The following is a 23,394-nucleotide window of genomic DNA, read 5'->3' on the forward strand; positions in this document are numbered from 1 at the left end:
GCGTCACTCCGCCTTCTTGTTGATTTGTCTGGGGATGATTTTAGAATACACGATTTGCTGCTCGCTATACAGCCCGGTATAGCCGGACAGACGGTAGGACACGGCGATAGCCAGGGCGAACAGGGGCAGGCCCCGGCCGCCGAAAAGCTCATAGGCCAGAAGGATGGAGGACAGGGGGCAGTTGGTGACGCCACAGAAGGCAGCCACCACGCCCACCGCTCCGCCGAAGGAGGGGGACAGTCCCAGCAGAGGGGCCACGGTGCAGCCGAAGGTGGCCCCGCAGGCGAAGGTCGGGACAATCTCGCCCCCACGGAAGCCCGCCCCCAGGGTGAGGGTGGTAAAGAGGATCTTGACCAGGAAGGCCCAGGGGGCCACCCCTGCGCCGTTCCCGTTGACGGCGGCCTCGATGAGATTGCCGCCCGCGCCGTTGTATACCTGGTCGGCCAGCCCGCCGTCCAGCAGAGACAGGGCCACCATGATGCAGCCGCCCACGACTGCCCGGAGCCGAGGATCGGGCAAAAACTGGGCGTAGAGGCGGCCCACGGTGTGCATGGTCTTGCAGAACAGGATGGACAGCAGGGCGCACAGACCGCCCAGGACGATGACCTGGACCAGAGGTCCGGCAGCCAGGCCGGGCAGGCCGGAGACGGCGTAGGCGGTAGGGGCCACCCCCATCCAGCCCGCCAGCAGATAGCCCACCAGGGAGGAGAGAAAGGCGGGGACCAGGGCGGCGTACTGGATGACCCCCACGTGGACCACCTCCAGCGCAAAGAGGGCGGCGGTGAGGGGGGTGCCGAAGAGGGCGGAGAAGGCGGCGGCCATGCCGCAGACGGTGAGCATCCGGCCCTCCTCCGGCTCCACGCCCATGGCGTGGGCGATCTTGTTGGAGATGGAGGCCCCCAACTGGAGGGCGGCCCCCTCCCGGCCCGCAGAGCCGCCCACCAGATGGGTGATACAGGTGGACAGGAAGATGAGGGGGGCGGTGCGCAGGTGCATGGGCTCGTGCTCCCGGACGGCCACCAGCACCAGGTTGGTGCCCCGATCCTGTTCCATGCCGCAGGCCCGGTAGAGCAGAATGATGGCCAGACCGCCGACGGGCAGCAGCAGAATGAACCAGTTGTGGGCCTGGCGGAGCTGGGTGACCAGGTCGATACCAAAGTGGAAGGCCACGCCCACCGCTCCGACCAGCAGGCCGATCAGAACGGCGAAAACACCCCGGCGCAGAAAATCCAAAAGATCCAGCCCGTGGGCGCGCAGCATGTCCGCAGACAGCTTCATGGAAACATCATCTCCGCAAAAAGTTGAAAGAAGGGCAGCGGCGGCGCCCAAAAGCGCATAGCGCGGCCATGCAGCGGCTATTATATCATAACGGAGGGCGCTTTTGAACTTTTCCGTGAAAAAATTTGCATTTCAGGCCATAGTATTGTATCATGAATATGCTGGAGCCTTTTGCGAAGAAATTCCGGCTGAAATGACTGTTTTAAGGGGGAATCCTCCATGCCGGACCCGGTATGGCCGTTCATACTCTGCGGCGCGGCCCTGTTTTTGGCGGGCGCCCTGCTCGCCGCCGCCGTCAAGCCCTTTCGGCGGGGGCTGGAGGCCGCCTGTAACGCCTTCCTCCGCATCACCCGCATCCGGCCCGACGCGGGCCGGGAATCGGTGTCCGAGGAGCAGCTCCGCGCGCTTATGGACATCAGCGAGGAAAAAGGCGCCATGGAGGCCGACGAAAAAGAGATGATCGAAAACGTCTTTGACTTCAACGACACTGTGGCCGAGGATGTGATGGTCCACCGCACCGATATGGTGATGGTCTGGACCGGCGACACCGACGAGGAGATCATGGAGACCATCCGGTCCTCCGGGCTGTCCCGGTTTCCGGTCTATGAGGAGGATGCCGACGACATCATCGGCATCCTCAGCACCCGGGACTATCTGCTCAACGCCCGGCTGGATGCGCCCAAGCCCGTGAAGGAGCTGCTGCGCAGCGCCTATTTCGTGCCCGAGTCGGTCCGGGCGGACGTCCTCTTCCGGGACATGCAGAGCAAAAAGGTACATATGGCCATCGTGGTGGACGAGTACGGCGGTACCTCCGGCCTGGTGACCATGGAGGACCTGTTGGAGGAGATCGTGGGCAACATCTACGACGAGTTTGACCCGCAGGAGGACCAGGAGATCGTCCAGTTGGAGGACAACCTGTGGCGGATTGCAGGCTCCGCCGACCTGGAGGACGTGGGCGAGGCCCTGGGCCTGGAGTTTCCCGAGGACGAGGAGTGCGACACGTTGGGCGGGCTGGTGTTCGACCAGCTCTCGGTGATCCCCGAGGATGGCGCCCAGTTCGATGTGGACGCCTGCGGCTTGCACATCCATGTGGAGGACTTCAGCGACCGCCGGGTGGACTGGGCCCTGGTGTCCAGGCGGGAACCGCAGCCGGACCCGGATGCGGAGAAATAACATGTGGGGCACAGGGCGGTTCCGGCGCGGCGCGCCGGGCCGTCCTTCGGACTTTTTCCGGGAAATACGAAAAGCTATAAAATTCACAAAAATTTGTTTTGAAAAATAGCGCCGCCTGTAGTATGATAGCAAGCGAGGTTTCGATTGAAAGAATTGACCGCCATACAAAGGAACATGGGAGGTTCGCATTTTATGAGAAAGACCAAGGTCGTCTGTACCCTCGGGCCCGCGGCGGACAGCGAGGAGATCATCCGCCAGTTGATTTGTTCGGGCATGAACGCCGCCCGCTTTAATTTTTCCCACGGCACCCACGAGAGCCATCTGGCTCAACTGACCAAGCTCAAGCGAGTCCGAGACGAGATGGGGGTCCCGGTGGCCACCATTCTGGACACCAAGGGGCCGGAGATTCGCATCAAGACCTTTGAAAAGGGCCCCATTACCCTGGAGAGAGGGCAGGACTTTACCCTGACCACCGACGACGTGCCCGGTGACGGGCGGCGGGTGTCCGTCACCTACCAGAACCTCCACGAGGAGCTCAAGCCGGGCCACCGGGTGCTGGTGGACGACGGCCTCATCGAGCTGAGCGTCCGGGAGATCCGGGGCCACGACATCCTGTGCTCGGTGGACAACGGCGGCCCCCTGTCCAGCAACAAGTCCATCAACATCCCCGACGTGCACATCCTGCTGCCCTCCCTGACCGAGAAGGACCGGGAGGACCTGAAGTTCGGCGCGGAGAACGACTTTGACTTCGTGGCCGCCTCCTTCGTCCGCAAGGCCAGCGACATCCGGGACATCCGGGAGTGCCTGCACCAGTACGGCGGGGATGACATCCGCATCATCGCCAAGATCGAGAACCGGGAGGGCGTGGACAACCTGCTGGATATCATCGAGGTGGCCGACGGCGTGATGGTGGCCCGGGGCGATCTGGGGGTGGAGATCCCCGCCCATGAGGTGCCCATCCTCCAGAAGAAGATGATCAAGGCCACCATCCGGGAGGGCAAGCCGGTCATCACCGCCACCCAGATGCTGGATTCCATGATCCGCAACCCCCGTCCCACCCGGGCGGAGGTCTCCGACGTGGCCAACGCCGTGTTCGATGGCACCTCCTGCGTCATGCTCTCCGGCGAGACCGCCTCCGGCAAGTACCCGGTGGAGGCCTTGCAGACCATGGTGGACACCGTGACCGCCGCCGAGGGGGCCATCGACTACTGGGGCCGCTTCCGGGAGCGCAAGACCGTGCCCGAGAGCACCATCAACGACGCCATCACCCATACCTGCTGCCTGACCGCCATGGACCTGGAAGCCAACGCCATCCTCACCGCCACCAATTCCGGCCACACCGCCCGGATGATCTCCCGCTATCGCCCCCCCTGCCCCATCGTGGCCATGTGCCAGACCGAGAAGGTCCGGCGGCAACTGGCCATCTCCTGGGGGGTGAAGCCCTGCCTGTCCGGCACGGTGGATTCCACTGACCGGCTGTTCTCCCTGTGCGTGGAGTGCGCCCGCAAGGAGGGCATGGTGAAGCCCGGCGACACCGTGGTCATCACCGCCGGCGTGCCCATCGGCAAGAGCGGCTCCACCAACCTCATCAAAGCCCAGATCGTCCAGGAAACGCTGTGACAAAACAGAAAAGAAGCCCCCGCCGGAACTTTTCCGGCGGGGGCTCGTCTTATTTCCATAGGATGAATCGTAAAGAAAACGTAAGGCTCTCTTACTTGATTTTTACCCTGCGCAAGTATAAAATGTAACTCAATTTTGCAGATTCAAAGGAAAAGGATACCGTCATGAGCGTACTCAACCCCACAAAATTCCATACCACGCCGGAGCATGCCCTGTCCCGGTTTCACCTGTCCGTCGCGGTCTGGCGGGGCGGGGTCTGGGCCGGACTGGCCCTGTTTGCCGCCGTGCTGGCCGGGCTGCTCTGGTTCGGCATGGACCCCATCCCCGCCGGACTCTGGGCGCTGACCTTCGGCACCCTCACCGCCCTGCGGGTGGACATGGGCCGCAGCCTGGGCCTGCTGCTCTCCCGGCTGTGCTTTGCCCTGGGGCCTCTGGTCTCCTACAGTATGGTGGAGCAGATGAACTGGAACCAGCCCTGGTCCAGCTTCTCCAAGCTCCAGGTGGCCCTGAACCTGGCCTGGTATTACCTGATCGCCTGCGGGCTCTATCTGCTGCTGGGGCGGCGGAACCTGTCCGCCGGGACGGCCCTGACCCTGTGCTTCGCCATCGGCATGGCCAACCGCTACGTCATCCGGTTTCGGGGCCGCACCATCTTCCCCGGCGATCTGCTGACCCTGCGCACTGCCGCCAACGTGGCCGGCAACTACGATTACCGGCTGGACGCCACCCAGCTCCAGTGTCTGCTGGTGCTGGCCCTGTGCCTGCTGGTGCTGTGGAAGCTCCCCCGGCAGCAGGGCCGCAGCCTGCCGCGGCTTTGGATCACCCTCCCCGCGGTGGGTGTGGCGGCGGCCTACCTGGCGGTCTTTTTCGGCACCGGCTTCCTCTCCGCACTGGAGATCGAGCCCTCCATGTGGACCACCCGGGGCAACGGCTTCCTGCTCAATTTCTCGGTCTGTCTGCGCTACTCCAGGGTGTCGGAGCCGGAGGGCTACTCCCAGGAGGCCCTTGACGGCCTGACAGAGGGCTATGCCGCCGGCGCCGCGGCGCAGGGCACCCGGCCGGAGAATCTCATCGTCATCATGAACGAGTCCTTCTCCGACTTGAGCGTGCTGGGCGAAGTGCCCGTCAGCGAGGATTTTCTCCCCTTTTTCCGTTCCCTGAGCGAGAACACCGTCAGGGGAACGGCCTACGCCTCAGTGTTCGGCGGCACCACCGCCAACTCGGAGTACGAGTTCCTCACCGGCAACACCACCGCCTTTCTCCCGGAGGGCACGGTGCCCTTCCACCTCTACGTTGCCGACGGGACCCCCAACCTGGGCGCTCAGATGAAGGACCTGGGCTACGACACCGTGTTCCTACACCCCTATCTGGCCTCCGGCTGGAACCGGCGGGCGGTATACGCCGACTTCGGCTTCGACACGGTGCTGTTTCAGGACGACCTCACCGACACCAGCCTTATCCGGGAGTACATCAGCGACCAGTCCGACTATGAGAGCCTGATCCGTCTGTACGAGGAGAAGGAAGAGGGACAGCCGCTCTTCCTCTTTAACGTCACCATGCAGAATCACAGCGGCTATGACAAGCCCTGGGACGGTCTGGAGCGGACGGCGGAGCTCACCGGGGTGCTGGCCGGGCGGTTCCCCACCGTGGACCAGTACCTGTCCCTCATCAAGCAGAGCGACAACGCCTTTCGGTACCTGATCAACTATTTCTCCCAGGTGGAGGAGCCCACCATGATCCTCCTGTTTGGGGACCACCAGCCCCAGGTGGCCACCAGCTTCTATACCAAGATGCTGGGCGGCAGCGAGGACACCTGGGACGCCGCCACCGCCCAGAAGCGCCAGGCGGTGCCCTTCGTCATCTGGGCCAACTACGACATCCCGGAGGCCCAGGGGGTGGAGCTGTCCCTCAACTACCTGTCCGCTCTGTTGGCCGAGACCGCCAACCTGCCCCAGACCGGCTACCAGCAATTTCTGAATGAGCTGCGCCAGACGGTGCCGGTGGTCAATGCCGTTGGCTTCCGGGACACCGACGGCACCTGGGTGCGCCGGCGCAGCCAACTCTCCGCGGGGGCCCAGGCCGCCCTGAAGGAGTACGAGATGCTCCAGTACAATGTGATTTTTGATAAGACTGACGCGACAGCGGACTTTTTCACGCTGCCCACCCGGGAGGAGGCCGGTTGACCGGCCTCCTTTCCGTTTGAAAAGAAGCTTCACTTGCCGTTGGGGCTGCGGCGGAGACTCCGAACGCTGGCCGGCAGGAGGCGGCTCCGGCCGCCATCAAGGCTGCCGCCCAGTACGGCGGAGCCACAAGCCAATGGCCGCATCTATCTCGATCAAAAGTGGATGCGGGCCTGGCGGAGCAATACCTCTCCCTGCCCGGCTCTGGGCCCGGAACGGGTCCGATCTCCGGACCTATGAAAAGAACGGAGTGGAGTACCTGGATACGGAGAGCTATCGGTGTATGGAGGCCTCCTCCGCGCCGGCTCTGTGGGGCGGCCCCGGAGCTTACACCACCATTCAGGCCGACGGCTGCGCCCGCTGGTACCGGGTAGGAGATCTGGCGGCGGATCTGTGAAGAAAAACTGGGGGCCCCTCCGGGGCCCGCAGTTTTTAACTTTTCGTTAACATAACCAAAGGCCTTTACACCCGGCGCGGAAACGCTTAGAATAGTAGCATAGAAAAACAGGGAGGTGCCCCATGAAGTTAACCTTTTTCGGCGCGGCCAAGGCGGTCACCGGAAGCTGCCACTGCCTGGAGGTGGGCGGCAAGAAGATCCTCATCGACTGCGGCCTCCAGCAGGGCAGAGACGAGCGGGACAACCGGGTGCTGGACTTCGCCCCCGGATATATCGATTATGTCATCGTCACCCATGCCCACATCGACCACTCCGGCCGCATTCCCCTGCTGGTCAAGCAGGGCTTCCACGGCAAGATCGTTGCCACCCGCCTGACGGGGCAGCTCATGTCCATCATGCTGCGGGACTCCGCTCACATCCAGGAGTCCGACGCCCAGTGGCAGAACCAGAAGGGCAAGCGGGCGGGCCGGGCGCCGGTGGAGCCCCTCTACACCATCGCAGACGCCGAGGCGGCCTTGGAGCTGGTGACCACCTGTGAGTACGGCGAGCTGGTAGATCTGTGCGAGGGAGTCCGCCTGCGCTTCGTGGACGCGGGCCATCTGCTGGGCTCCGCCTGTGTGGAGCTGTGGCTCACGGAGGACGGGGTCACCAAAAAGATTGTCTTTTCCGGCGACCTGGGCAACCGGGACCAGCCCATCATCCGGGACCCTCAGTACATCGACGAGGCCGACTACGTGGTCATGGAGAGCACCTACGGCGACCGGCTCCACGAGGTGCCGGAGAGCTATACCGAGGCTCTGGCCGCCATCATCGACGAGACCTTTGCCCGGGGGGGCAACGTCATCATCCCCTCCTTCGCCGTGGGCCGTACCCAGGAGCTTTTGTACTTCATCCGTGAGATGAAGGAGCGGGGCCTGGTGAGGACCCACCCGGACTTCCCCGTCTGCGTGGACTCCCCCCTGGCCAACGAGGCCACCCGGATCTTCTCCGGCGACCTGCATGGCTATCTGGACGAGGCCGCCATTGAGGCCCTGAAGGGCGGGGCGCTGTTCCAGTTCCCGGGCCTGACCCTCACCGAGTCCAGCGAGGAGTCCAAGGCCCTGAATCTGGACAAAGCCTCCAAGGTCATCATCTCGGCCTCCGGTATGTGCGACGCCGGGCGCATCCGGCACCATTTGAAGCACAACCTGTGGCGGCCGGAGTCCACCATCGTCTTCGTGGGCTACCAGGCCGAGGGCTCCCTGGGCCGGGCCCTGCTGGAGGGGGCCTCCTCCGTACGCCTGTTCGGCGAGGAAATCGCCGTCCGGGCCCGCATCGTCAACTTCAAGGGTATGTCCTCCCACGCAGACCGGGATCACCTGCTGGCCTGGGTCGGGCACTTTGCCCCCCATCCCAGCCATGTGTTCGTGGTCCACGGGGACGCCCCGGTGACCGAGATCTTCGCCCAGCACCTGCGGGACGCGGGCATCTCCGCCCACGCCGCCGAGTACGAGGAGGTCTACGACCTGGCGGCGGACCGGATGCTGGCGGCCGGAGTGCCTCTGCCGCCCAAGGCGGTGTCCGCGGTCAGCGGCTCTCCCGCCTACCGGAAGCTGGAGAGTGCCGGACAGAACCTGCTGGAGACCATCCGCCACAACAAGGGCGGCACCAACAAGGACCTGGCTCAGTTCGAGAAGGAGCTCATGGCCCTCATCCAAAAGTGGGACCGATAAGCAGCAAAAAAGCGGCCCGAAGCACTCTGCTTCGGGCCGCGCCGCTTCCGGACGGAATCAGGCGTCCACGGCGGTTTCCGCCTCGGGCGCCCGGACGCCCAGACGCTGTACCCGGCCGATGACCACCGAGGAGATGGTGACGGTGACCAGGGAATAGACGATGCGGGCAAAGGGGATATAGGTCAGGGAGAGCAGCAGTACCGCCAGATCGGTGAACAGGTAGCACCGGGAGATGGGCCAGCGGCTCACATGGGCGATGGTGAGGGCCAGAGCGTCGTCCCCGCCGCAGGCGCCGCCGATGCGCACCACCAGCCCCACCCCCAGCCCCACAAAGAGCGCGCCCAGAATGGCGGCGGCCATGGGAAAAGCGGACAGGTCGGGCAGCAGGGGCGGGAACTGCTCCCACAGGGCGTGGGAGGCGGCGAAGGCCAGACTGGCCGCCACGGCGTACTTGGCAAAGGCGTTGCCCAGAAAATGCCAGGCCAGCAGATAGCAGGCGATGTCCATAACGGGGCTGGTGATGGCGGGGGAAAGACCGAACCAGTGCTGGAGCAGCAGAGTCATGCCCAGCACGCCTCCTTCGGTGATGCCGGTGCGCTCATGGATGTTGTAAAGCCCGAAGGAGAGAATGCAGGCGCCCAAAACGATGATAAGGTACAAAAACACCGGTTTTTCCAGGCTCTTGCGGGTAAACATAATGAAACTCCTCACACATTTTGCTGTTTACAGTATAGCAGAAAACCCGGCCCCGCGCAAAGCGGAAGGAAGAGGATAGACCGGAATAGAGCGGGATAGGGCCCAACGGCGGCCCCGGTCCTCCGGCCTCCTCCCATCTCCGCCCATCTCCTCGGATTTCTGCTGGGGCCGGTGGTGGGACAAAATCTCGGAAAAGAAGGAACGTACCATGCTGGAACAGAAACAGGAACGGGCGGCGGCGCTGCCCAGGGAAGCGGAAAAAAAGGCGATCAAGGCCCTGCAGAAGGAGCTGGCCGCCCTGCAGCAGCCCCTGCGGGCGGCGGGGGTGCCGGTGCTCCTGGTCTTTGAGGGCTGGAGCGCCGCGGGCAAGGGGAGCATGATCGCCAAGGTCATCTCCGAGATGGACCCCCGGGGCTATCAGGTCTATTCGGCGGCGGAGCCCACCGACGAGGAGGCGCGGCGGCCTCTGCTGTGGCCCTTCTGGAGGGATCTGCCCCCCAGGGGGGAGGCGGCCGTGCTGGATCGAAGCTGGTATGGCCGGGTGCTGGAGCAGATGGAGGCGGAGCACGGCCGGGCCGGGGCGCTGTTGGAGTCGGTGAACATCTTCGAGCGGCAGTTGGGAGACGACGGCTATCTGATCCTGAAGTTCTTCCTGCACATCAGCCAGGGGGAGCAGAAAAAACGGCTGGAGAAGCTGTCCGGCGACCCGGCCACCGCCTGGCGGGTCACCGACCGGGACTGGCGGCGCAACCGGGACTACCGGCGGCATCTGGAGGCCGCCGACCTGCTGCTGGAGGCCACCGACACGCCCCACGCCCCCTGGCATGTCATCTGGAACGAGGAGAAGGGGGCGGGGACTCTGGAGGTGCTGACCATCATCCGGGACGCCCTGGCCGCCGCCGTCCGGGAGGGGGCCCCGCGGCCGGTTCCTGCCGCCGTCCGGCGCTTCCCCCTGCGGGAGGTCCCTCCGCTCTCCGCCGTGGACCTGAGCCCCAAGGTGTCCGACGAGGACTACCGCCGGGAACTGAAGAAGGAAAAGAAAAAGCTCCAGAGGCTCCACAGCGCCCTCTACCGGGAAAAGGTACCGGTGGTCATCGGCTTTGAGGGCTGGGACGCCGCCGGGAAGGGGGGCGCCATCCGGCGGCTGTCCTGGGCCCTGGACCCCCGTGGGTTCGACGTGGTGTCCATCGCCGCGCCCACGCCCGACGCTCTGGCCCGCCACTACCTGTGGCGGTTCTGGAGGGAGCTGCCCAAGGACGGCCATGTGGTGCTCTTCGACCGCACCTGGTATGGCCGGGTGATGGTGGAGCGCATTGAGGGCCTGGCCTCCGAGGTGCGCTGGAGGCAGGCCTACGATGAGATCAACGCCTTTGAGAAGGAGCTGAGCGACTGGGGGGCGGTGGTCCTGAAGTTCTGGCTCCAGATCGACCCGGACGAACAGCTCCGCCGGTTTACCGCCCGGCAGGAGACCCCGGAGAAGCAGTACAAGATCACCGACGAGGACTGGCGCAACCGGGAGAAGTGGGACCGGTACGAGGCGGCGGTGGACGAGATGCTGCAAAAGACCTCCACGGAGTACGCTCCCTGGGTGATCGTGGAGAGCAACGACAAAAAATATGCCCGGCTCAAGGTGCTCAAGACCGTGCGCAAGGCCCTGGAGCGGCGTCTGGAGGACTGAAAGAGCAAGCGCGTTTTGATTTCCATCAAAACGCGCTTGCTTTTCTGGCGCCGGACTGCTATATTTTATTTAGATAGAAATCAAAATGAACGGGGGACGGTTTTATGGGCTTTCAGGAGACCTTCAAGGCCCTCTCCGACCCGACCCGGCGGGAGATCCTGGCTCTTTTGAAGGATGGGGCCAGGACGGCGGGAGACATCGCCGCCCAGTTCGCCATGACGGGGGCCACGGTGTCCCATCACCTGGCGGTGCTCCGTCAGGCGGGGCTCATCGACCAGGACAAGCGGGGGAAATTCATCTACTACGAGCTCAACATGACGGTGCTGGACGAGATCACCGGCTGGATTGCCGGGCTGCAGGGAGGGGACGCCACATGACGAAAAAAAGCACATGGATCGTGCTGTGTCTGTTGGCTCTGGCGCCTGTGGCGCTGGTGGCCGCCTGCTACGGCGCTCTGCCCGACCGGGTGCCCACGCACTGGGGTCTGGACGGGACGGTGACCTACGGCCCGAAAGCCCTGCTGTGGCTGTTCGCCCTGCTCTCCCCGGCCCTGACGGCGCTGCTGCGCCTGCTTCCCAGGCTGGACCCCCGAAGGGGAAATTACGCCCGCTTCCAGCGCTGCTACGATGGCTTCTGCGCGGCCCTGCTGCTGTTCCTGCTGACCCTGACGGCGGTGACCCTGGTGGAGGCCCTCCGGCCCGGCACGCTGTCGGTGGGCCGGGTGGTGACCCTGGCGCTGGGGGTGTTACTGGCCTTTTTGGGCAACCGGCTGCCCAAGGTGAAGAGCAATTTCTTCCTGGGCTTCAGGACTCCCTGGACCCTCTCCGACCCCGACGTGTGGAACCGCACCCACCGGGCGGGGGGCATCCTGTTTTTCGCCTTGGGGGCGGCGCTGGTGCCCTGCGGTCTCTTCCTGCCGGAACAGGCGGCCTTCGGCGTGCTGCTGGCGGGAGTCCTCGCCGCCTCCCTGACACCGGTGGTCCTGTCTTATATTTGGTATCGTCAAAAGGTGGACAAGGACGGACGGCGATGATAGAATGAAGGCAGCTTTGGAAAAGTAAAGGAGAACTGCCCCATGAAAAAAAGCGTGTTCCAGCGCGCGGCGGCCCTGCTGCTGGCGCTTGTTACGGTCCTGCCGCCGGCGGCGGGGGCCATCACCGTGGAGGAGGCCCGGGACCTCCTGCGCGAGAGCTACGTCGATCCCATCGACGAGGAGATTCTGGCCCTGCCTACCATCCAGGAGATCACCGACGCCCTGGGCGATCCCTACACCTACTACATGACGGCGGAGGAATATCAGCGGTTTCAGGATTCCCTCAGCGATACCGCCGTGGTGGGCATCGGCGTCATGGCGGGCTACAGCAAGGAGGGCCTGGTGATCTCCGGCGTGGCGCCCGACTCTCCGGCGGCCCAGGCCGGCCTTCGGGTGGGGGACGCCATCGTGGCGGTAGACGGCACCACCCTGGAGGAGGCCGGGAGCAGCGAGGCCCTGGCCCTGCTCGTCCCCGGCGAGCGCGGCACCGACGTGCAGGTGACCGTCCTGCGGGACGGCCAGACCTTCACCGCTACCATGACCCGGGCGGAGGTGGTCTTTCCCACCGCCACCGGCCAGGTGGTGGACGGACATATCGGCTGGCTGGAGGTGTCCAGCTTCGGCGAGAACACCGGCGACTATTTTGAGCAGTACATTCTGGAAGAGAACGAGCAGGCCGACCGCTGGGTGGTGGACCTGCGGGGCAACCCCGGCGGCTACGGCAGCGCCGTCATCCAGGCCCTGGGCTATTTCCTGGGCAACCAGAACGTGGCCTACCTGATGGGCCGGGACCTGCGGCCCGCGGCCTGGCGGCCCAACCCCTTCCCTGTGGAGATACCGCCTCTCACCGACGAGCCGATGATCGTGCTGGTGGACGGGGCCTCCGCCAGCGCCTCCGAGCTCTTTGCCGGGGCCGTCCGGGATTACCGGGCCGCCCTCGTCATCGGCGCGCGCACCTACGGCAAGGGCATCGCCCAGAACGTCTTTGAGCTGGAGGACGGCTCGGCCTTTAAGATCACCACCGACCGCTACTACTCCCCCTACTGGGTCACCCCGGACCGCTCCGGCGTGCTGCCCAACCTGGTGGTGGACCCCGACCTGGCCGACGGGGTGGCCCGGCTGCTCTCCGGCAAGCCGGTGGAGAAGGCCGGCTCCGACGTGCTGGTCATCGAGCTGGTGGACCGGCAGTGGTACGTCCATAAGGACGAGGCCGTCAGCAGCGACTACCGCCCCGCTTTTGCCCAGCTCCTGGCCGCACTGGCCCCCCATACGCCCATGACCCTGAACGGCAAGGAGGTCACCCCGGCCCAGGTCTCCGCCGCCTGGGGCGTGGACTATGACTCCCGCTGGTTCAGCGACGTGGACGGCACGGACTACGCCGATGAGAGCAACGCCCTGGCCGTTTTGGGGGTGCTCAACGGCGATGAGAACGGCGCCTTTGATCCCGATGGAGAGCTGACCCGGGCCGAGCTGTGCGCCCTGGTGGTCCAGGCCATGGGCTACTGGTGCTGGCAGAGCCAGGGCCGGGCGCCCTTTGCCGACGTGCCTGAGGACGCCTGGTACGCCAACGCCGTGGACATCCTGTATCATTTGGGCCTGCTCCAGGGGGATGAGAAGGGCAACTTCAACCCCGATGCCCTCATCGACCACCAGCAGTTCCTGACTATCCTGGCCCGGGTGGGGTCCCAGGCGGATATGACGGTCCGTCAGGCCGTCACCGACGCCGCCGAGCTGGACCACAGCGCCGCCGCTGCCTTCGGCGCCTGGGCGCAGGACGCCGTGCTGGCGTTGGACGAACTGGATATCCTGCTGGAGCCCCTGACGGATATGGACCCCACCGCCGCCACCACTCGCGCCGAGGCCGCCGCACTGATGTACAACTTTATGGCCTACTCCGGCATCCTTACTTCTGTGGAGACCGGGGAAGCGGCGGAGGCCGCGGCCTGAGCACCGAAGAGAGGAGAAGAAGAATGAGATACTTCAGACGCATCCTGTCCGCCGCCCTGTCCGCCGCGCTGCTGGTCACCGGAGTCTGCGCAGCGGAGGGCAGCGTGGAGCTCACCGCCGGGACCCAGGCCGAGGGGCCTGTCCTGGTGTGGGGTACGGTGCAGGAAATCGGGGAGGGCCGAATCCGGTTGGAAAACAGCAATGACCAGGACCCCTACCGCGAGATCGTCCTCGTCGTTGGGCCGGAGACCGCCATCCTGGACGCCGTCACCGGCGCGCCCAGGATTTTTGCGGACCTGCAGGAAAACGAGACCCTGTACGCCTATGTAGGGCCGGCTATGACCATGAGCCTGCCGCCCGTAGCCAGCGCCCAGGTGGTGCTGTGCGGCATCCCCGCCGACTTCGGGGCGCCCACTTATGCTGAGGTGCAGGCGGTGCGCGGCCGGGGGGACGGCGGCGTGGACGCCTATGTCACCGGCGACGTGATTCTCCACCTGAGCGCCGATACGGAGCTGACGGCCTATCGCACCAAAAACATCGTGGGGCTGGACGACATCCGGCCGGGCGTCCGGCTCCTGTCCTGGTACGATATCGTGACCCTCTCACTGCCCGCCCAGGCCACCCCCGCCAAGGTCCTGGTGTTTCCCTATGGGTACGAGGGCTACGTCACCGTATCGGAGGGGACTGTGAGCCTGGACGGCGAGCCGGTGGGCGAAGCCCGCACGGCGGAGGGACAGACGATGGTTCCCGTCCGGGCGTTGGCCGAGGCCCTGGACTGCACTGTGACCTGGCAGGCCGATACCAACGCCGTATCCGTGGTCCGGGGGGAGGAAGTCCTCTACCGCTTTGTGATCGGGAGCGGAACCGTGGAGCGGGATGGCGGTGAGACGGTGGTGGCGACCTTTGCGGAGAACGGCGTCACGTTTATGCCGCTGGAGGCCCTGGCCTGGCTCCATGCCCTGAAGGTGGAGACCCCCTGGCCCTGATTGCCCTTTTTCACCAGAAAAAGCACAAGGCTGCAAGCAGCCTTGTGCTTTTTTGCGTTTGCGCAAAAAATAAAAATAGTATAAAATAAAACCGTTAAAAATAGAACAAATGGAGGCACAATATGAGAGAACGGGATATGGCGATCCAAGGTGTCCGCACCCTCAAACGGGCCTATGACGCGGCGCTGAAGCCTGTGGCGGAGGCCCATGGCCTGACCAGGAATGAGGTGGACGTACTGCTGTTTTTGGCCAACAACCCGGGGTACGATACGGCCCGGGACATCGTGGAGCTGCGGGGATTGACCAAGTCCCATGTCTGCCAGTCGGTGGACGGGCTGACCCGCCGGGGCTGGCTGTCCGGCGTCCAGGACGGGCAGGACCGGCGCAGGGTCCATCTGAGTCTGCTCCCTGCCGCCCAGACCGCCGTGGCGGCTGCCCAGGCGGTCCAGCGGGATTTCTTTGTCCGGCTCTACCGGGGCGTGTCCCAGGAGGAGCGGGAGACCCTGGAGCGGGTCCAGGAAAAAATGCTTTCCAATCTCAAGGAGGCCCAGCAATGACCATCTGTGTGACCAGTATCCTCGTCTGCATCGTCGCCGGCCTGGGAGCGGGTATCGGCACCGGCCTGGCCGGGCTGTCCGCCGCCGCCGTCATTTCCCCCATGCTCATCACCTTCCTGGGCTTCCCGGCCTATCAGGCCGTGGGGATCGCCCTGGCCTCCGACGTGCTGGCCTCGGCGGTGTCGGCCTATACCTACGGGAAGAACAAGAACCTGGACATCAAAAACGGCCTCATCATGCTGTGCACCGTGCTGATCTTCACCCTGATCGGCAGTTGGGTGGCCTCGCTGGTGCCCAACACGGCCATGGGGAACTTCTCCGTATTCATGACCTTCCTGCTGGGCGTCAAGTTCATCGTCCGACCTGTCATGACCACCAAGGAGGTGCAGGCGGAGAAGGACCACCGCACCAAGGCGGTGCAGTCCATGGTCTGCGGCACAGTGATCGGCTTCATCTGTGGCTTTATCGGGGCGGGGGGCGGCATGATGCTGCTGCTCATCCTCACCAGCGTGCTGGGCTACGAACTCAAGACCGCTGTGGGTACCAGCGTCTTTATCATGTCGTTCACGGCCTTTACCGGGGCGGTGTCCCACTTCGTCATCGGCGGCCTGCCCGACCCGTTCGCGCTGATCCTGTGCGTCGTTGCTACCTTTGTCGGAGCCAGGGTATCGGCGGTGTTTGCCAACCGGGCTGAGCCCGCCGCGCTCAACCGCATCACCGGCATCGTGCTGGCGGTGCTGGGGCTGGCCATGATCGCGGTCAGACGGTTCTCCTGAGAGGGCAAACAGCGGCCCGGACCAGGTGGTCCGGGCCGCTGTTGCATTGAGTTAGGACAGTAGCAGCTTGTCGTCGGCCTCGTCGCTGCCGCTGATCCCCGCGGGACGGGTCCCGCGGGGGCCATTAAGATCATACCTGCTCGGGGCGAATCAATCGCCCCTGCGCCAAGGTTTGACCGTTCCGGTCAAACGCTTGTCCGGCGCTTATCGCGCCGCCCCGCCTTGCGGGGCCCCGGCCGGCGGCTACGACAGCAGCAGCTTGTCGTCGGCCTCGTCGCTGCCGCTGGCCTTGCTGAACAGCTCCAGCAGGGCCTCTACCGTCAGCTTTTTCTTCTCCTCGCCGGATACGTCCACGGCAATGCGGCCCTCGTACATCATGATGAGCCGGTTTCCGTGGGCAATGGCATCGCGCATGTTGTGGGTGATCATCAGGGTGGTCAGCCGGTCCCGCTGGACGATCTTCTCGGTGGCGTCCAGCACCTTGGCGGCGGTCTTGGGGTCCAGGGCAGCGGTATGCTCGTCCAGAAGCAGCAGCTTGGGCTTCTGGAGGGTGGCCATCAGCAGGGTCAGGGCCTGCCGCTGGCCGCCGGAGAGCAGCCCCACCTTGGAGGTGAGCCGGTCCTCCAGACCCAGATCCAGGATCTTGAGCAGCTCTTTGTACTCCTCCCGCTCCTGCTTGGTGATGCCGACGCGGAGGGAGCGGCTTTTACCGCGACGCATGGCCAGCGCCAGATTCTCCTCGATCTGCATGGTGGCGGCGGTGCCCATCATGGGGTCCTGAAAGACCCGACCGATGTACTGCGCCCGCTTAAATTCCGGCAGATGGGTCACGTCTGCGCCGCCAACGACGATGCTTCCCTCGTCCACCGGCCACACGCCGGCCACGGCGTTGAGCAGGGTGGACTTGCCGGCGCCGTTACCGCCGATGACGGTGACGAAGTCGCCGTCGGCCAAGGTGAGACTGACGCCCCGGAGGGCCTGTTTTTCGTTGACGGTGCCGGCGTTAAAGGTCTTGTGGATATTCCGAATCTCAAGCACGGTCGGCGCCCCCCTTCTTGACGGGTTTGGAGAAGTATTTCCCCTTCCAGTAGGGGACGGACAGGAACACGGCCACCACGGCGGCGGAGAGCAGCTTGAGGTAGTTGGGGTTCATACCCATGGAGAGCACCACCTGGAGAACGATGTAATAGAGAATAGCGCCGATGGACACGGCCAGCAGCAGCAGGGCGAAGTTGTGGAATACCTTGCTGAAGATGACCTCGCCGATGATGACGGCGGCCAGACCGATGACGATGGCGCCGCGGCCCATGTTGATCTCGCAGGCGCTGTTATACTGGACCAGCAGGGCGCCGGACAGAGCCACCAGGCCGTTGGAGATCACCAGGCCCAGCACCTTGGTAAAGTCGGTATTGATGCCCTGGGCCCGTGCCATGTTGGCGTTGGAGCCGGTGGCCCGGAGAGAACAGCCCAGCTCCGTGCCGAAGAACCAGTAGAGGATGGCGATGACGGCGGCGGTGAACAGGCCCACCACGAAGATGGGGTGGCGGTAGAAGGGGCGGGTGCCCTTGGCCACGTCCTGCACGAAGCGCAGGGAGACCAGCAGGCTGTTCAGCGTGTCGGGGTTGGTCACGTTGACGGCCACGCTGGCCTTCATGCCCATGATGGCCATGTTCACCGACCACAGGCCCAGTTGGGTGAGGATGCCGGCCAGGATGGCGGGAATACCGCATAGGGTGTGGAGCAGGCCTGTGACCAGACCGGCCAGCATCCCCACGGCTACGGCCGCCAGCAGCGCCAGCCAGATGTTGGCGCCAGTGGTGAAGAGCATGACGAAGACGGCGCCGCCGGTGCAGAAGGAGCCATCGACGGTCAAATCTGCGATGTCCAGGATCTTGTAGGTGATAAAGACGCCGATTGCCATGATGCCCCAGATCAGGCCCTGAGACACGGCTCCTGGCAGCGCGCTGATGAATCCGAGCATAGTTGGATGTTCCCCCTATCAAAATGAAAGCAATACACGTCAACAGTATAGCAAAAAACAGCGGAAAAGGGAAGAGCCCGTTTCCGCTGTTTTGGGAAAGAGTGAAAGTTACCCGGCCGAGATGACCTCGTAGCCGTCGGGGGGGGTCAGCCCCAGGTCGGCGCAGATGGCCTCGTTAAACTTTTTGGTGAACTGGGGGGCATATTCGATGGGCATTTCGGAGACGTTGGACTCGCCGGTGAGAATCTTCACGGCCATTTTGCCGGTGGCCACGCCCAGGTCGTAGTAGCTGATGGACAGGGTGGCCACGCCGCAGCCGGCGCAGATGCCCTCTTCCCCGGTAAAGACGGGGATCTTGCCGTGGCAGATATTGTCTACAATGCCGGCGTTGTTGGCCGCGGTGTTATCCGTGGGGACATAAAGAAGCTCGTTGTTGTCCGCGGCGTTCTGGGTGACGGAGGCCATGTCGTTGGTGTCGGAGAAGGGATACTGGGTGCAGGTGTAGCCCAGCTTTTCCAGCTCGGCCTGGACCACATCCACCTGGTACTGGCTGTTGGGCTCGGCAGAGCAGTAGAGCAGGCCGACGGTCTTGGCGTCGGGGAACCACTCCTTGATCATGGCAGCCTGCTGGTCCAGGGGGGCCAGGTCGGAGGTGCCGGACACATTGGTGCCCACGGTGCCGGTAAAGCCGTCGATGCCCAGGGCCACGCCGTATTCCGTAACGGAGGTGCCCAGTACGGGGATGTCGCCGGTGGCGGAGGCCGCGGCCTGGAGGGCGGGGGTGGCGTTGGCCATGATCAGGTCCACACCGTCCGAGACGAAGCCGTTGACGATGGTGGCGCAGGTGGGGCTGTCGCCAGCGGCATTGCCGTCCTTAAACTCCACCTGGCCGGGCAGGGCCTCCTCGATGGCGTCCTTAAAGCCCTGGGTGGCGGCGTCCAGCGCCACGTGGGGGGCGAGCTGGCAGATGCCCACCACATACTGCTCACCGGCGGCGGGGGCGCTTTCGGCGGGCTGGGAGGCGGAGGGAGCGGGCGCGCTGGCGCTGGGAGAGGGGCTGGCGGAGCCGCTGCCGCAGGCGGCCAGAGAGACTGACAGGGCCGCCGCCAGAGCAAGAGCGGCAATTTTCGACAGTTTCTTCATTTCATTCATCCTTCCCGTTGTGCAGGTTGATTACTTTAGCGCTTTTAGGTGTTAAAGTATTATCTGCATTATAAGCACTTTGCGGGGAAATGTCAACCCTAAATTTTTTGTGAAGTTTTTAGCCCGAGACAGGTTACAATGGACTTTTGCGGCCCTCTATGGTACAATCAATCCGACTTTAATATTGGAGGCATGTGCCTTGCGAACGGAAATCCTCGGCGTAGGCTTTGACGATCTGACCCTGGCGGAGGCGGTGGCCGCGGGCCGCGCCCTGCTGGATGGGCAGGGGTGCCACTATGTGGTGACCCCCAATCCCGAGCTGGTGAACACCGCCCGGGCCGACCCGGCGTTCCGGGAGGCCCTCAACGGGGCCGACCTGGTGCTCCCCGACGGCATCGGCGTGGTATACGCCGCCAAAATTTTGGGCAGACCCTTAAAGGGGCGCTGCCCCGGCATCGACTTTGCCGCCGGCCTCATGGCGGAGATGGCCCGGGAGGGCAGGCGACTGTACCTGCTGGGGGCCAAGCCCGGGGTGGCGCAGGCCGCCGCCCGCAATCTGGAGGCCAAATACCCCGGCCTGAACATCTGCGGCGTCCACGACGGCTACTTCCAGGACGACGGTCCGGTGGTGGAGGACATCCGTTCCGCCGCGGCTGACGCGGTGTTTGTCTGCCTGGGTGCGCCCAAGCAGGAGTTCTGGATGGTAAAGAACGGCCCGGCTACCGGGGCCAAGCTGCTGGCCGGGCTGGGCGGGTCCCTGGACGTGTTTGCCGGCGTTACGGAGCGGGCTCCGGAGGCCTGGCAGAAGCTGGGCCTGGAGTGGCTCTACCGGCTGACCAGGGAGCCCAGGCGCATCGGCCGCATGGCCAAGCTGCCCTTGTTCCTGGTCTCCGCCCTGGCAGCCCGGGGAAAGAGCAAGTAAGGAGGCAGAGTCATGGCAGGCAGGCTCATCGTCCTGGAGGGCACCGACGGGTCGGGGAAATCCACCCAGTTCTCCCTCCTGTGCGGGCATATGGACCGGGAGGGCAGACCCTTCCGCAAGCTGATTTTCCCCCAGTATCAGGAGCCCTCGTCGGCCCTGGTCAAGATGTACCTGAACGGAGAATTCGGACCCCACCCCTCCGACGTGAACCCCTACGCCGCTTCGACCTTCTATGCCGTGGACCGCTACGCCTCGTATCAAAAGGTGTGGGGCACGGCGTACCGGGCGGGGGAGCTGATCCTCTCCGACCGCTATACCACCTCCAACGCCGTCCACCAGACCGGAAAGCTCCCCGAGGGGGAGTGGGAGGAGTTTCTCCGCTGGCTTTTTACCTTTGAGTACGGCAGGCTGGGCCTGCCGGAGCCCGATCTGGTGCTCTGGCTGGATATGCCCACCGAGCGGGCGGTGGAGATGCTTCGCCGCCGGGAGGGGGAGACCCACACCAAGGGGGACATCCACGAGGTGGACACGGCCTATCTGGCCCGGTGCCGGAGCGTGGCGGCCACCGCCGCCCGGCTGGGCGGCTGGAAGCGGATCTCCTGTGTGGACGGCAGCGGCCGGGTCCGCGCTCAGGAGGAGATTCACCGCGAGATCTGGGGCGCCGTCGCCCCGCTGCTGGATTCCAATGCAAAAAATGCTTGAGGAGGCCGAAGGGTATGGTCTATATTTTGTTGGGTGAGGGATTTGAAGAGGCCGAGGCCGTGGTGCCCGCCGACCTGCTGCGGCGGGCGGGAGTCCAGGTGGCCCTGGTGGGTCTGGGCGGGCTGCAGGTCACCGGCGGCCACGGCATTACGCTCCGCGCCGACATGGCGCTGGAGCAGGTGGACGCCGAGGCCATGGAGATGCTGGTGCTTCCCGGAGGACTGGGGGGCGTGGAGGCCATCCAGAAAAACCACTTTGCCCAGGGCCTGATCCAAAAGGCGTGGGACAAGGGCTGCTGGTTGGCGGCCATCTGCGCCGCTCCCACCATCCTGGCCCATGCGGGACTGCTGGACCGCCGGAAGGCGGTGTGCTACCCCGGGATGGAGGAGCAGATGGGCTCCGCGGTGGTCCAGCCGGGACAGCGGGTGGTGACCGATGGCCGGATCGTCACGGGGGAGGGCCCCGGGTCCTCTTTTGACTTCGGGCTGAAGCTGGTGGAGGCCCTGCTGGGCGCGGCGGAGGCGGAGAAGGTGCGCCATGCCGTCCACTATCGCTGAGGAAAAGGCGGAGCTCCGGGCGTGGATACAGGTGGAATCCGCCTTCCGCTCCCCCGCCGCCCGGCGGGTGAGCGATGCGGCGCTGCACGCCAGGTTCCTGGCGCTGCCTCAGGTGCGCCTGGCCCGGACGCTGCTGCTCTTTTGGGGGGTGGGCACTGAGCCGGATACCCTCCCCCTCATCGACGAGCTGCTGGCCCAGGGCAAGCGGGTGGCCCTGCCGCGGTGCCTGCCCCACCGGGGCATGGAGGCCCGGCTCATACGGGGCCGGGAGGGGCTTGTCCCCGGCGTCTTCCGCATTCCGGAGCCGGGAGAGGACTGCCCTGTGGCGGCGCGGGACGAGATCGACGTGATCCTGGTGCCCAACCTGTGCTGCGACCGGGAAGGCTACCGGCTGGGCCACGGCGGAGGGTACTACGACCGCTATTTGGCGGGCTACCGGGGCTTTACGGTGGCCTTTTGCCCCCGCTTCCTGCTCTTGGACCGGGTGCCCCGGGACGAACGGGACGTGCCTGTACGCCTGGTGCTTACCGACTGAAGCAGAACAGGCGCGTGGGGCGGGACATGATGTCCCGCCCCACGCCGGAGGATACAGAACGCTAAGTAAGGATCGGACCTCAGCAGCAGGGATCGCAGCCGCAGTTATTGTTGCAGCCGCATCCGCAGCCGCAGTTGTTGCCGCACCCGCAGCCGGAACCGCCCCAGCCGCCGCAGCAGCAGCAAATGATGATGATGATCAGGATGATCCAGCAGCAGCCGCCGCCGCCACCCCAGCCATTGTTACCACAGCACATATTGTTTTTCACCTCACTTGTTCTTGTCTGCGCCATTCTATGTGGCCGGACAGGGGCGGGTTCCGCGGCGAGGAGAAAATATTTCAGCGAGGAGATTTGACACTATGGATGCAAGAAGAAGAGAGCAGGGCCGCAGGCAGGCGCCCCGGCAGCCCCGTGCCGACGGCCGCTCCGCGGCTCCGCGGAAAAAGCGGCGCCACAGGCGCAGCGGCGCCGCGTGGGCCCTTCTGTACGTGGTCTTCGTCATCGGCATTTCCGCCCTGCTGGCCTCCCTGGGCTGGATGTGGGCTGGGGACGTCCTGGCCCTCAACAAAGACGAGCACACCGCCGTCATCACCGTCAGCGAGGGGGAGACCTTCCATGAGGTGACGAATGAGCTCCATGAAAACGGCATCATTGAGTACAAATGGCTGTTCAATCTCTTCGCTACCGTCACCAAGGGGAAGGAGAAGCTGGTCCCCGGCATGTACGAGCTCAACACCGAGATGGACTATCGGGCCATCATCGCCAACCTGGGCTCCAAATCGGTGAGCCGGGTGGAAATCTCGGTGACGATTCCCGAGGGCTACACCGTCATGCAGATCTTCAAGCTCCTGGAGGAGAAGGGGGTCTCCACGGTGGACAAGCTCACCGAGCAGGCGGCCAGCTACAACTATAAGTTCTCCTTCCTCCAGGAGATCCCCCTGGGGGACTATCGGCGGCTGGAGGGCTATCTCTTCCCGGACACCTACCGCTTCTATATGGGAGAGGACCCCAAGACGGTGCTGAACAAGATGATCGCCAACTTTGACCGGAAGTTTACCGACGACATGCGCCAGCAGGCGGCCGACATGGGCTACAGCGTCCATGACATCGTCAACATCGCCTCCATGATCGAAAAGGAGACCGACGGCAGCGACCAGACCCACATCGCTTCGGTCATCTACAACCGGCTCAAAGGCACGGCCACCAACGGCTACCTCCAGATCGACGCCACCATCCAGTATATCCTGCCTGAGCGGAAGGAGAAGCTGACGGCGGAGGACCAGGCCATTGACGACCCCTACAACACCTATCAATACGCCGGCCTGCCGGCGGGCCCCATCTCCAACCCGGGCATCGCCTCCCTCCGCTCCGCGCTGAATCCGCAGAACACCAGCGATTACTACTACGCCCTGGGCGACGACGGGGTCCATCACTTCTTCCAGACCTACGACGCGCAGCAGCGTTTCATCCAGAGCCAGGCGCTCTATCAGAACGGATAACCAAAGAGACAGAGGGGGCCG

General features: G+C 64.5%; 23 protein-coding genes. 17 read left to right on the forward strand and 6 right to left on the reverse strand.

Features of this window, described 5'->3' with window-relative positions:
• Positions 1-3: 3 nt before the first annotated feature.
• Positions 4-1,278, reverse strand: a complete 1,275-nt coding sequence (locus tag B3H64_RS08145) for a chloride channel protein (RefSeq protein ID WP_050619086.1) — start codon at positions 1,276-1,278, stop codon at positions 4-6.
• Between the two features lie 219 nt (positions 1,279-1,497).
• Between B3H64_RS08145 and B3H64_RS08150 the strand changes: the two genes are divergently transcribed.
• The 5 genes from B3H64_RS08150 (at position 1,498) to B3H64_RS08170 (ending at position 8,360) form a co-directional block, all read left to right on the forward strand.
• Positions 1,498-2,451, forward strand: coding sequence for a hemolysin family protein (locus tag B3H64_RS08150; RefSeq protein ID WP_050619085.1), 954 nt, complete (start codon positions 1,498-1,500; stop codon positions 2,449-2,451).
• Positions 2,452-2,643: 192 nt separating this feature from the next.
• Entirely contained in the window at positions 2,644-4,071 is a 1,428-nt protein-coding gene (pyk, locus tag B3H64_RS08155; RefSeq protein ID WP_050619084.1) for a pyruvate kinase, read from the forward strand.
• 164 nt (positions 4,072-4,235) lie between these two features.
• Positions 4,236-6,254: an LTA synthase family protein gene (locus B3H64_RS08160; RefSeq protein ID WP_286734343.1), complete on the forward strand. Its 2,019-nt coding sequence runs from the start codon at positions 4,236-4,238 to the stop codon at positions 6,252-6,254.
• A gap of 247 nt (positions 6,255-6,501) precedes the next feature.
• Positions 6,502-6,648: a hypothetical protein gene (locus B3H64_RS08165; protein WP_286734346.1), complete on the forward strand. Its 147-nt coding sequence runs from the start codon at positions 6,502-6,504 to the stop codon at positions 6,646-6,648.
• Positions 6,649-6,770: 122 nt separating this feature from the next.
• Complete coding sequence (locus tag B3H64_RS08170; protein ID WP_286734347.1) at positions 6,771-8,360, forward strand: MBL fold metallo-hydrolase RNA specificity domain-containing protein; 1,590 nt, start codon at positions 6,771-6,773, stop codon at positions 8,358-8,360.
• A 57-nt stretch (positions 8,361-8,417) separates the two neighbouring features.
• On the opposite strand, the gene B3H64_RS08175 is transcribed toward B3H64_RS08170, so the two are convergent.
• Positions 8,418-9,056, reverse strand: coding sequence for a YitT family protein (locus B3H64_RS08175; protein ID WP_286734349.1), 639 nt, complete (start codon positions 9,054-9,056; stop codon positions 8,418-8,420).
• 208 nt (positions 9,057-9,264) lie between these two features.
• Between B3H64_RS08175 and B3H64_RS08180 the strand changes: the two genes are divergently transcribed.
• From B3H64_RS08180 to B3H64_RS08210, 7 genes are all read left to right on the forward strand, one after another.
• Positions 9,265-10,734: a phosphate--AMP phosphotransferase gene (locus B3H64_RS08180; RefSeq protein ID WP_286734352.1), complete on the forward strand. Its 1,470-nt coding sequence runs from the start codon at positions 9,265-9,267 to the stop codon at positions 10,732-10,734.
• A gap of 104 nt (positions 10,735-10,838) precedes the next feature.
• Positions 10,839-11,111, forward strand: a complete 273-nt coding sequence (locus B3H64_RS08185; protein WP_050619080.1) for an autorepressor SdpR family transcription factor — start codon at positions 10,839-10,841, stop codon at positions 11,109-11,111.
• Complete coding sequence (locus B3H64_RS08190; protein ID WP_278893846.1) at positions 11,108-11,767, forward strand: SdpI family protein; 660 nt, start codon at positions 11,108-11,110, stop codon at positions 11,765-11,767. Before B3H64_RS08185 ends, B3H64_RS08190 begins: the two co-directional genes overlap by 4 nt.
• Positions 11,768-11,809: 42 nt before the next feature.
• Positions 11,810-13,714, forward strand: coding sequence for a S41 family peptidase (locus B3H64_RS08195; protein WP_050619078.1), 1,905 nt, complete (start codon positions 11,810-11,812; stop codon positions 13,712-13,714).
• A 23-nt stretch (positions 13,715-13,737) separates the two neighbouring features.
• The gene (locus B3H64_RS08200) at positions 13,738-14,700 is read left to right on the forward strand and encodes a copper amine oxidase N-terminal domain-containing protein (protein WP_050619077.1); all 963 of its coding nucleotides are present in this window, start codon (positions 13,738-13,740) and stop codon (positions 14,698-14,700) included.
• A gap of 122 nt (positions 14,701-14,822) precedes the next feature.
• Positions 14,823-15,257, forward strand: coding sequence for a MarR family winged helix-turn-helix transcriptional regulator (locus B3H64_RS08205; RefSeq protein ID WP_050619076.1), 435 nt, complete (start codon positions 14,823-14,825; stop codon positions 15,255-15,257).
• Complete coding sequence (locus B3H64_RS08210; RefSeq protein ID WP_050619075.1) at positions 15,254-16,033, forward strand: sulfite exporter TauE/SafE family protein; 780 nt, start codon at positions 15,254-15,256, stop codon at positions 16,031-16,033. Before B3H64_RS08205 ends, B3H64_RS08210 begins: the two co-directional genes overlap by 4 nt.
• A gap of 243 nt (positions 16,034-16,276) precedes the next feature.
• Here B3H64_RS08210 and B3H64_RS08215 read toward each other — a convergent pair whose 3' ends face one another.
• The 3 genes from B3H64_RS08215 to B3H64_RS08225 all read right to left on the reverse strand — a co-directional run bounded on the left by B3H64_RS08215 (position 16,277) and on the right by B3H64_RS08225 (position 19,157).
• Positions 16,277-17,071 carry an ABC transporter ATP-binding protein gene (locus tag B3H64_RS08215; RefSeq protein WP_050619074.1) on the reverse strand — a complete coding sequence of 265 codons (795 nt, stop codon included), beginning with the start codon at positions 17,069-17,071 and terminating at the stop codon, positions 16,277-16,279.
• Positions 17,064-18,014: an ABC transporter permease gene (locus B3H64_RS08220; RefSeq protein ID WP_050619073.1), complete on the reverse strand. Its 951-nt coding sequence runs from the start codon at positions 18,012-18,014 to the stop codon at positions 17,064-17,066. Before B3H64_RS08220 ends, B3H64_RS08215 begins: the two co-directional genes overlap by 8 nt.
• Positions 18,015-18,122: 108 nt before the next feature.
• Positions 18,123-19,157 (reverse strand): ABC transporter substrate-binding protein, encoded by a 1,035-nt coding sequence (locus B3H64_RS08225; RefSeq protein ID WP_050619072.1) that lies wholly within the window; start codon positions 19,155-19,157, stop codon positions 18,123-18,125.
• A gap of 199 nt (positions 19,158-19,356) precedes the next feature.
• On the opposite strand from B3H64_RS08225, the gene B3H64_RS08230 reads away from it, so the two are divergent.
• The 4 genes from B3H64_RS08230 to B3H64_RS08245 are packed head-to-tail and all read left to right on the forward strand — an operon-like array spanning position 19,357 to position 21,873.
• Positions 19,357-20,079 carry a WecB/TagA/CpsF family glycosyltransferase gene (locus tag B3H64_RS08230; protein ID WP_050619071.1) on the forward strand — a complete coding sequence of 241 codons (723 nt, stop codon included), beginning with the start codon at positions 19,357-19,359 and terminating at the stop codon, positions 20,077-20,079.
• 12 nt (positions 20,080-20,091) lie between these two features.
• Positions 20,092-20,781: a dTMP kinase gene (locus B3H64_RS08235; RefSeq protein ID WP_050619070.1), complete on the forward strand. Its 690-nt coding sequence runs from the start codon at positions 20,092-20,094 to the stop codon at positions 20,779-20,781.
• A 14-nt stretch (positions 20,782-20,795) separates the two neighbouring features.
• On the forward strand, positions 20,796-21,338 hold the full coding sequence (locus tag B3H64_RS08240; protein WP_050619069.1) for a DJ-1 family glyoxalase III: 543 nt from the start codon (positions 20,796-20,798) through the stop codon (positions 21,336-21,338).
• Positions 21,319-21,873, forward strand: coding sequence for a 5-formyltetrahydrofolate cyclo-ligase (locus B3H64_RS08245; protein ID WP_050619068.1), 555 nt, complete (start codon positions 21,319-21,321; stop codon positions 21,871-21,873). The genes B3H64_RS08240 and B3H64_RS08245 overlap by 20 nt, the downstream gene beginning before the upstream one ends.
• Positions 21,874-21,952: 79 nt before the next feature.
• Here B3H64_RS08245 and B3H64_RS08250 read toward each other — a convergent pair whose 3' ends face one another.
• Entirely contained in the window at positions 21,953-22,129 is a 177-nt protein-coding gene (locus B3H64_RS08250) for a hypothetical protein (RefSeq protein ID WP_238074882.1), read from the reverse strand.
• 104 nt (positions 22,130-22,233) lie between these two features.
• Between B3H64_RS08250 and mltG the strand changes: the two genes are divergently transcribed.
• Positions 22,234-23,373 (forward strand): endolytic transglycosylase MltG, encoded by a 1,140-nt coding sequence (gene mltG / locus B3H64_RS08255; protein WP_050619067.1) that lies wholly within the window; start codon positions 22,234-22,236, stop codon positions 23,371-23,373.
• Positions 23,374-23,394: the final 21 nt, after the last annotated feature.

Origin of the sequence: Intestinimonas sp. UBA1698 (genome assembly GCF_002320075.1) — a bacterium.
GTDB classification, from domain to species: domain Bacteria; phylum Bacillota; class Clostridia; order Oscillospirales; family Oscillospiraceae; genus Intestinimonas; species Intestinimonas massiliensis.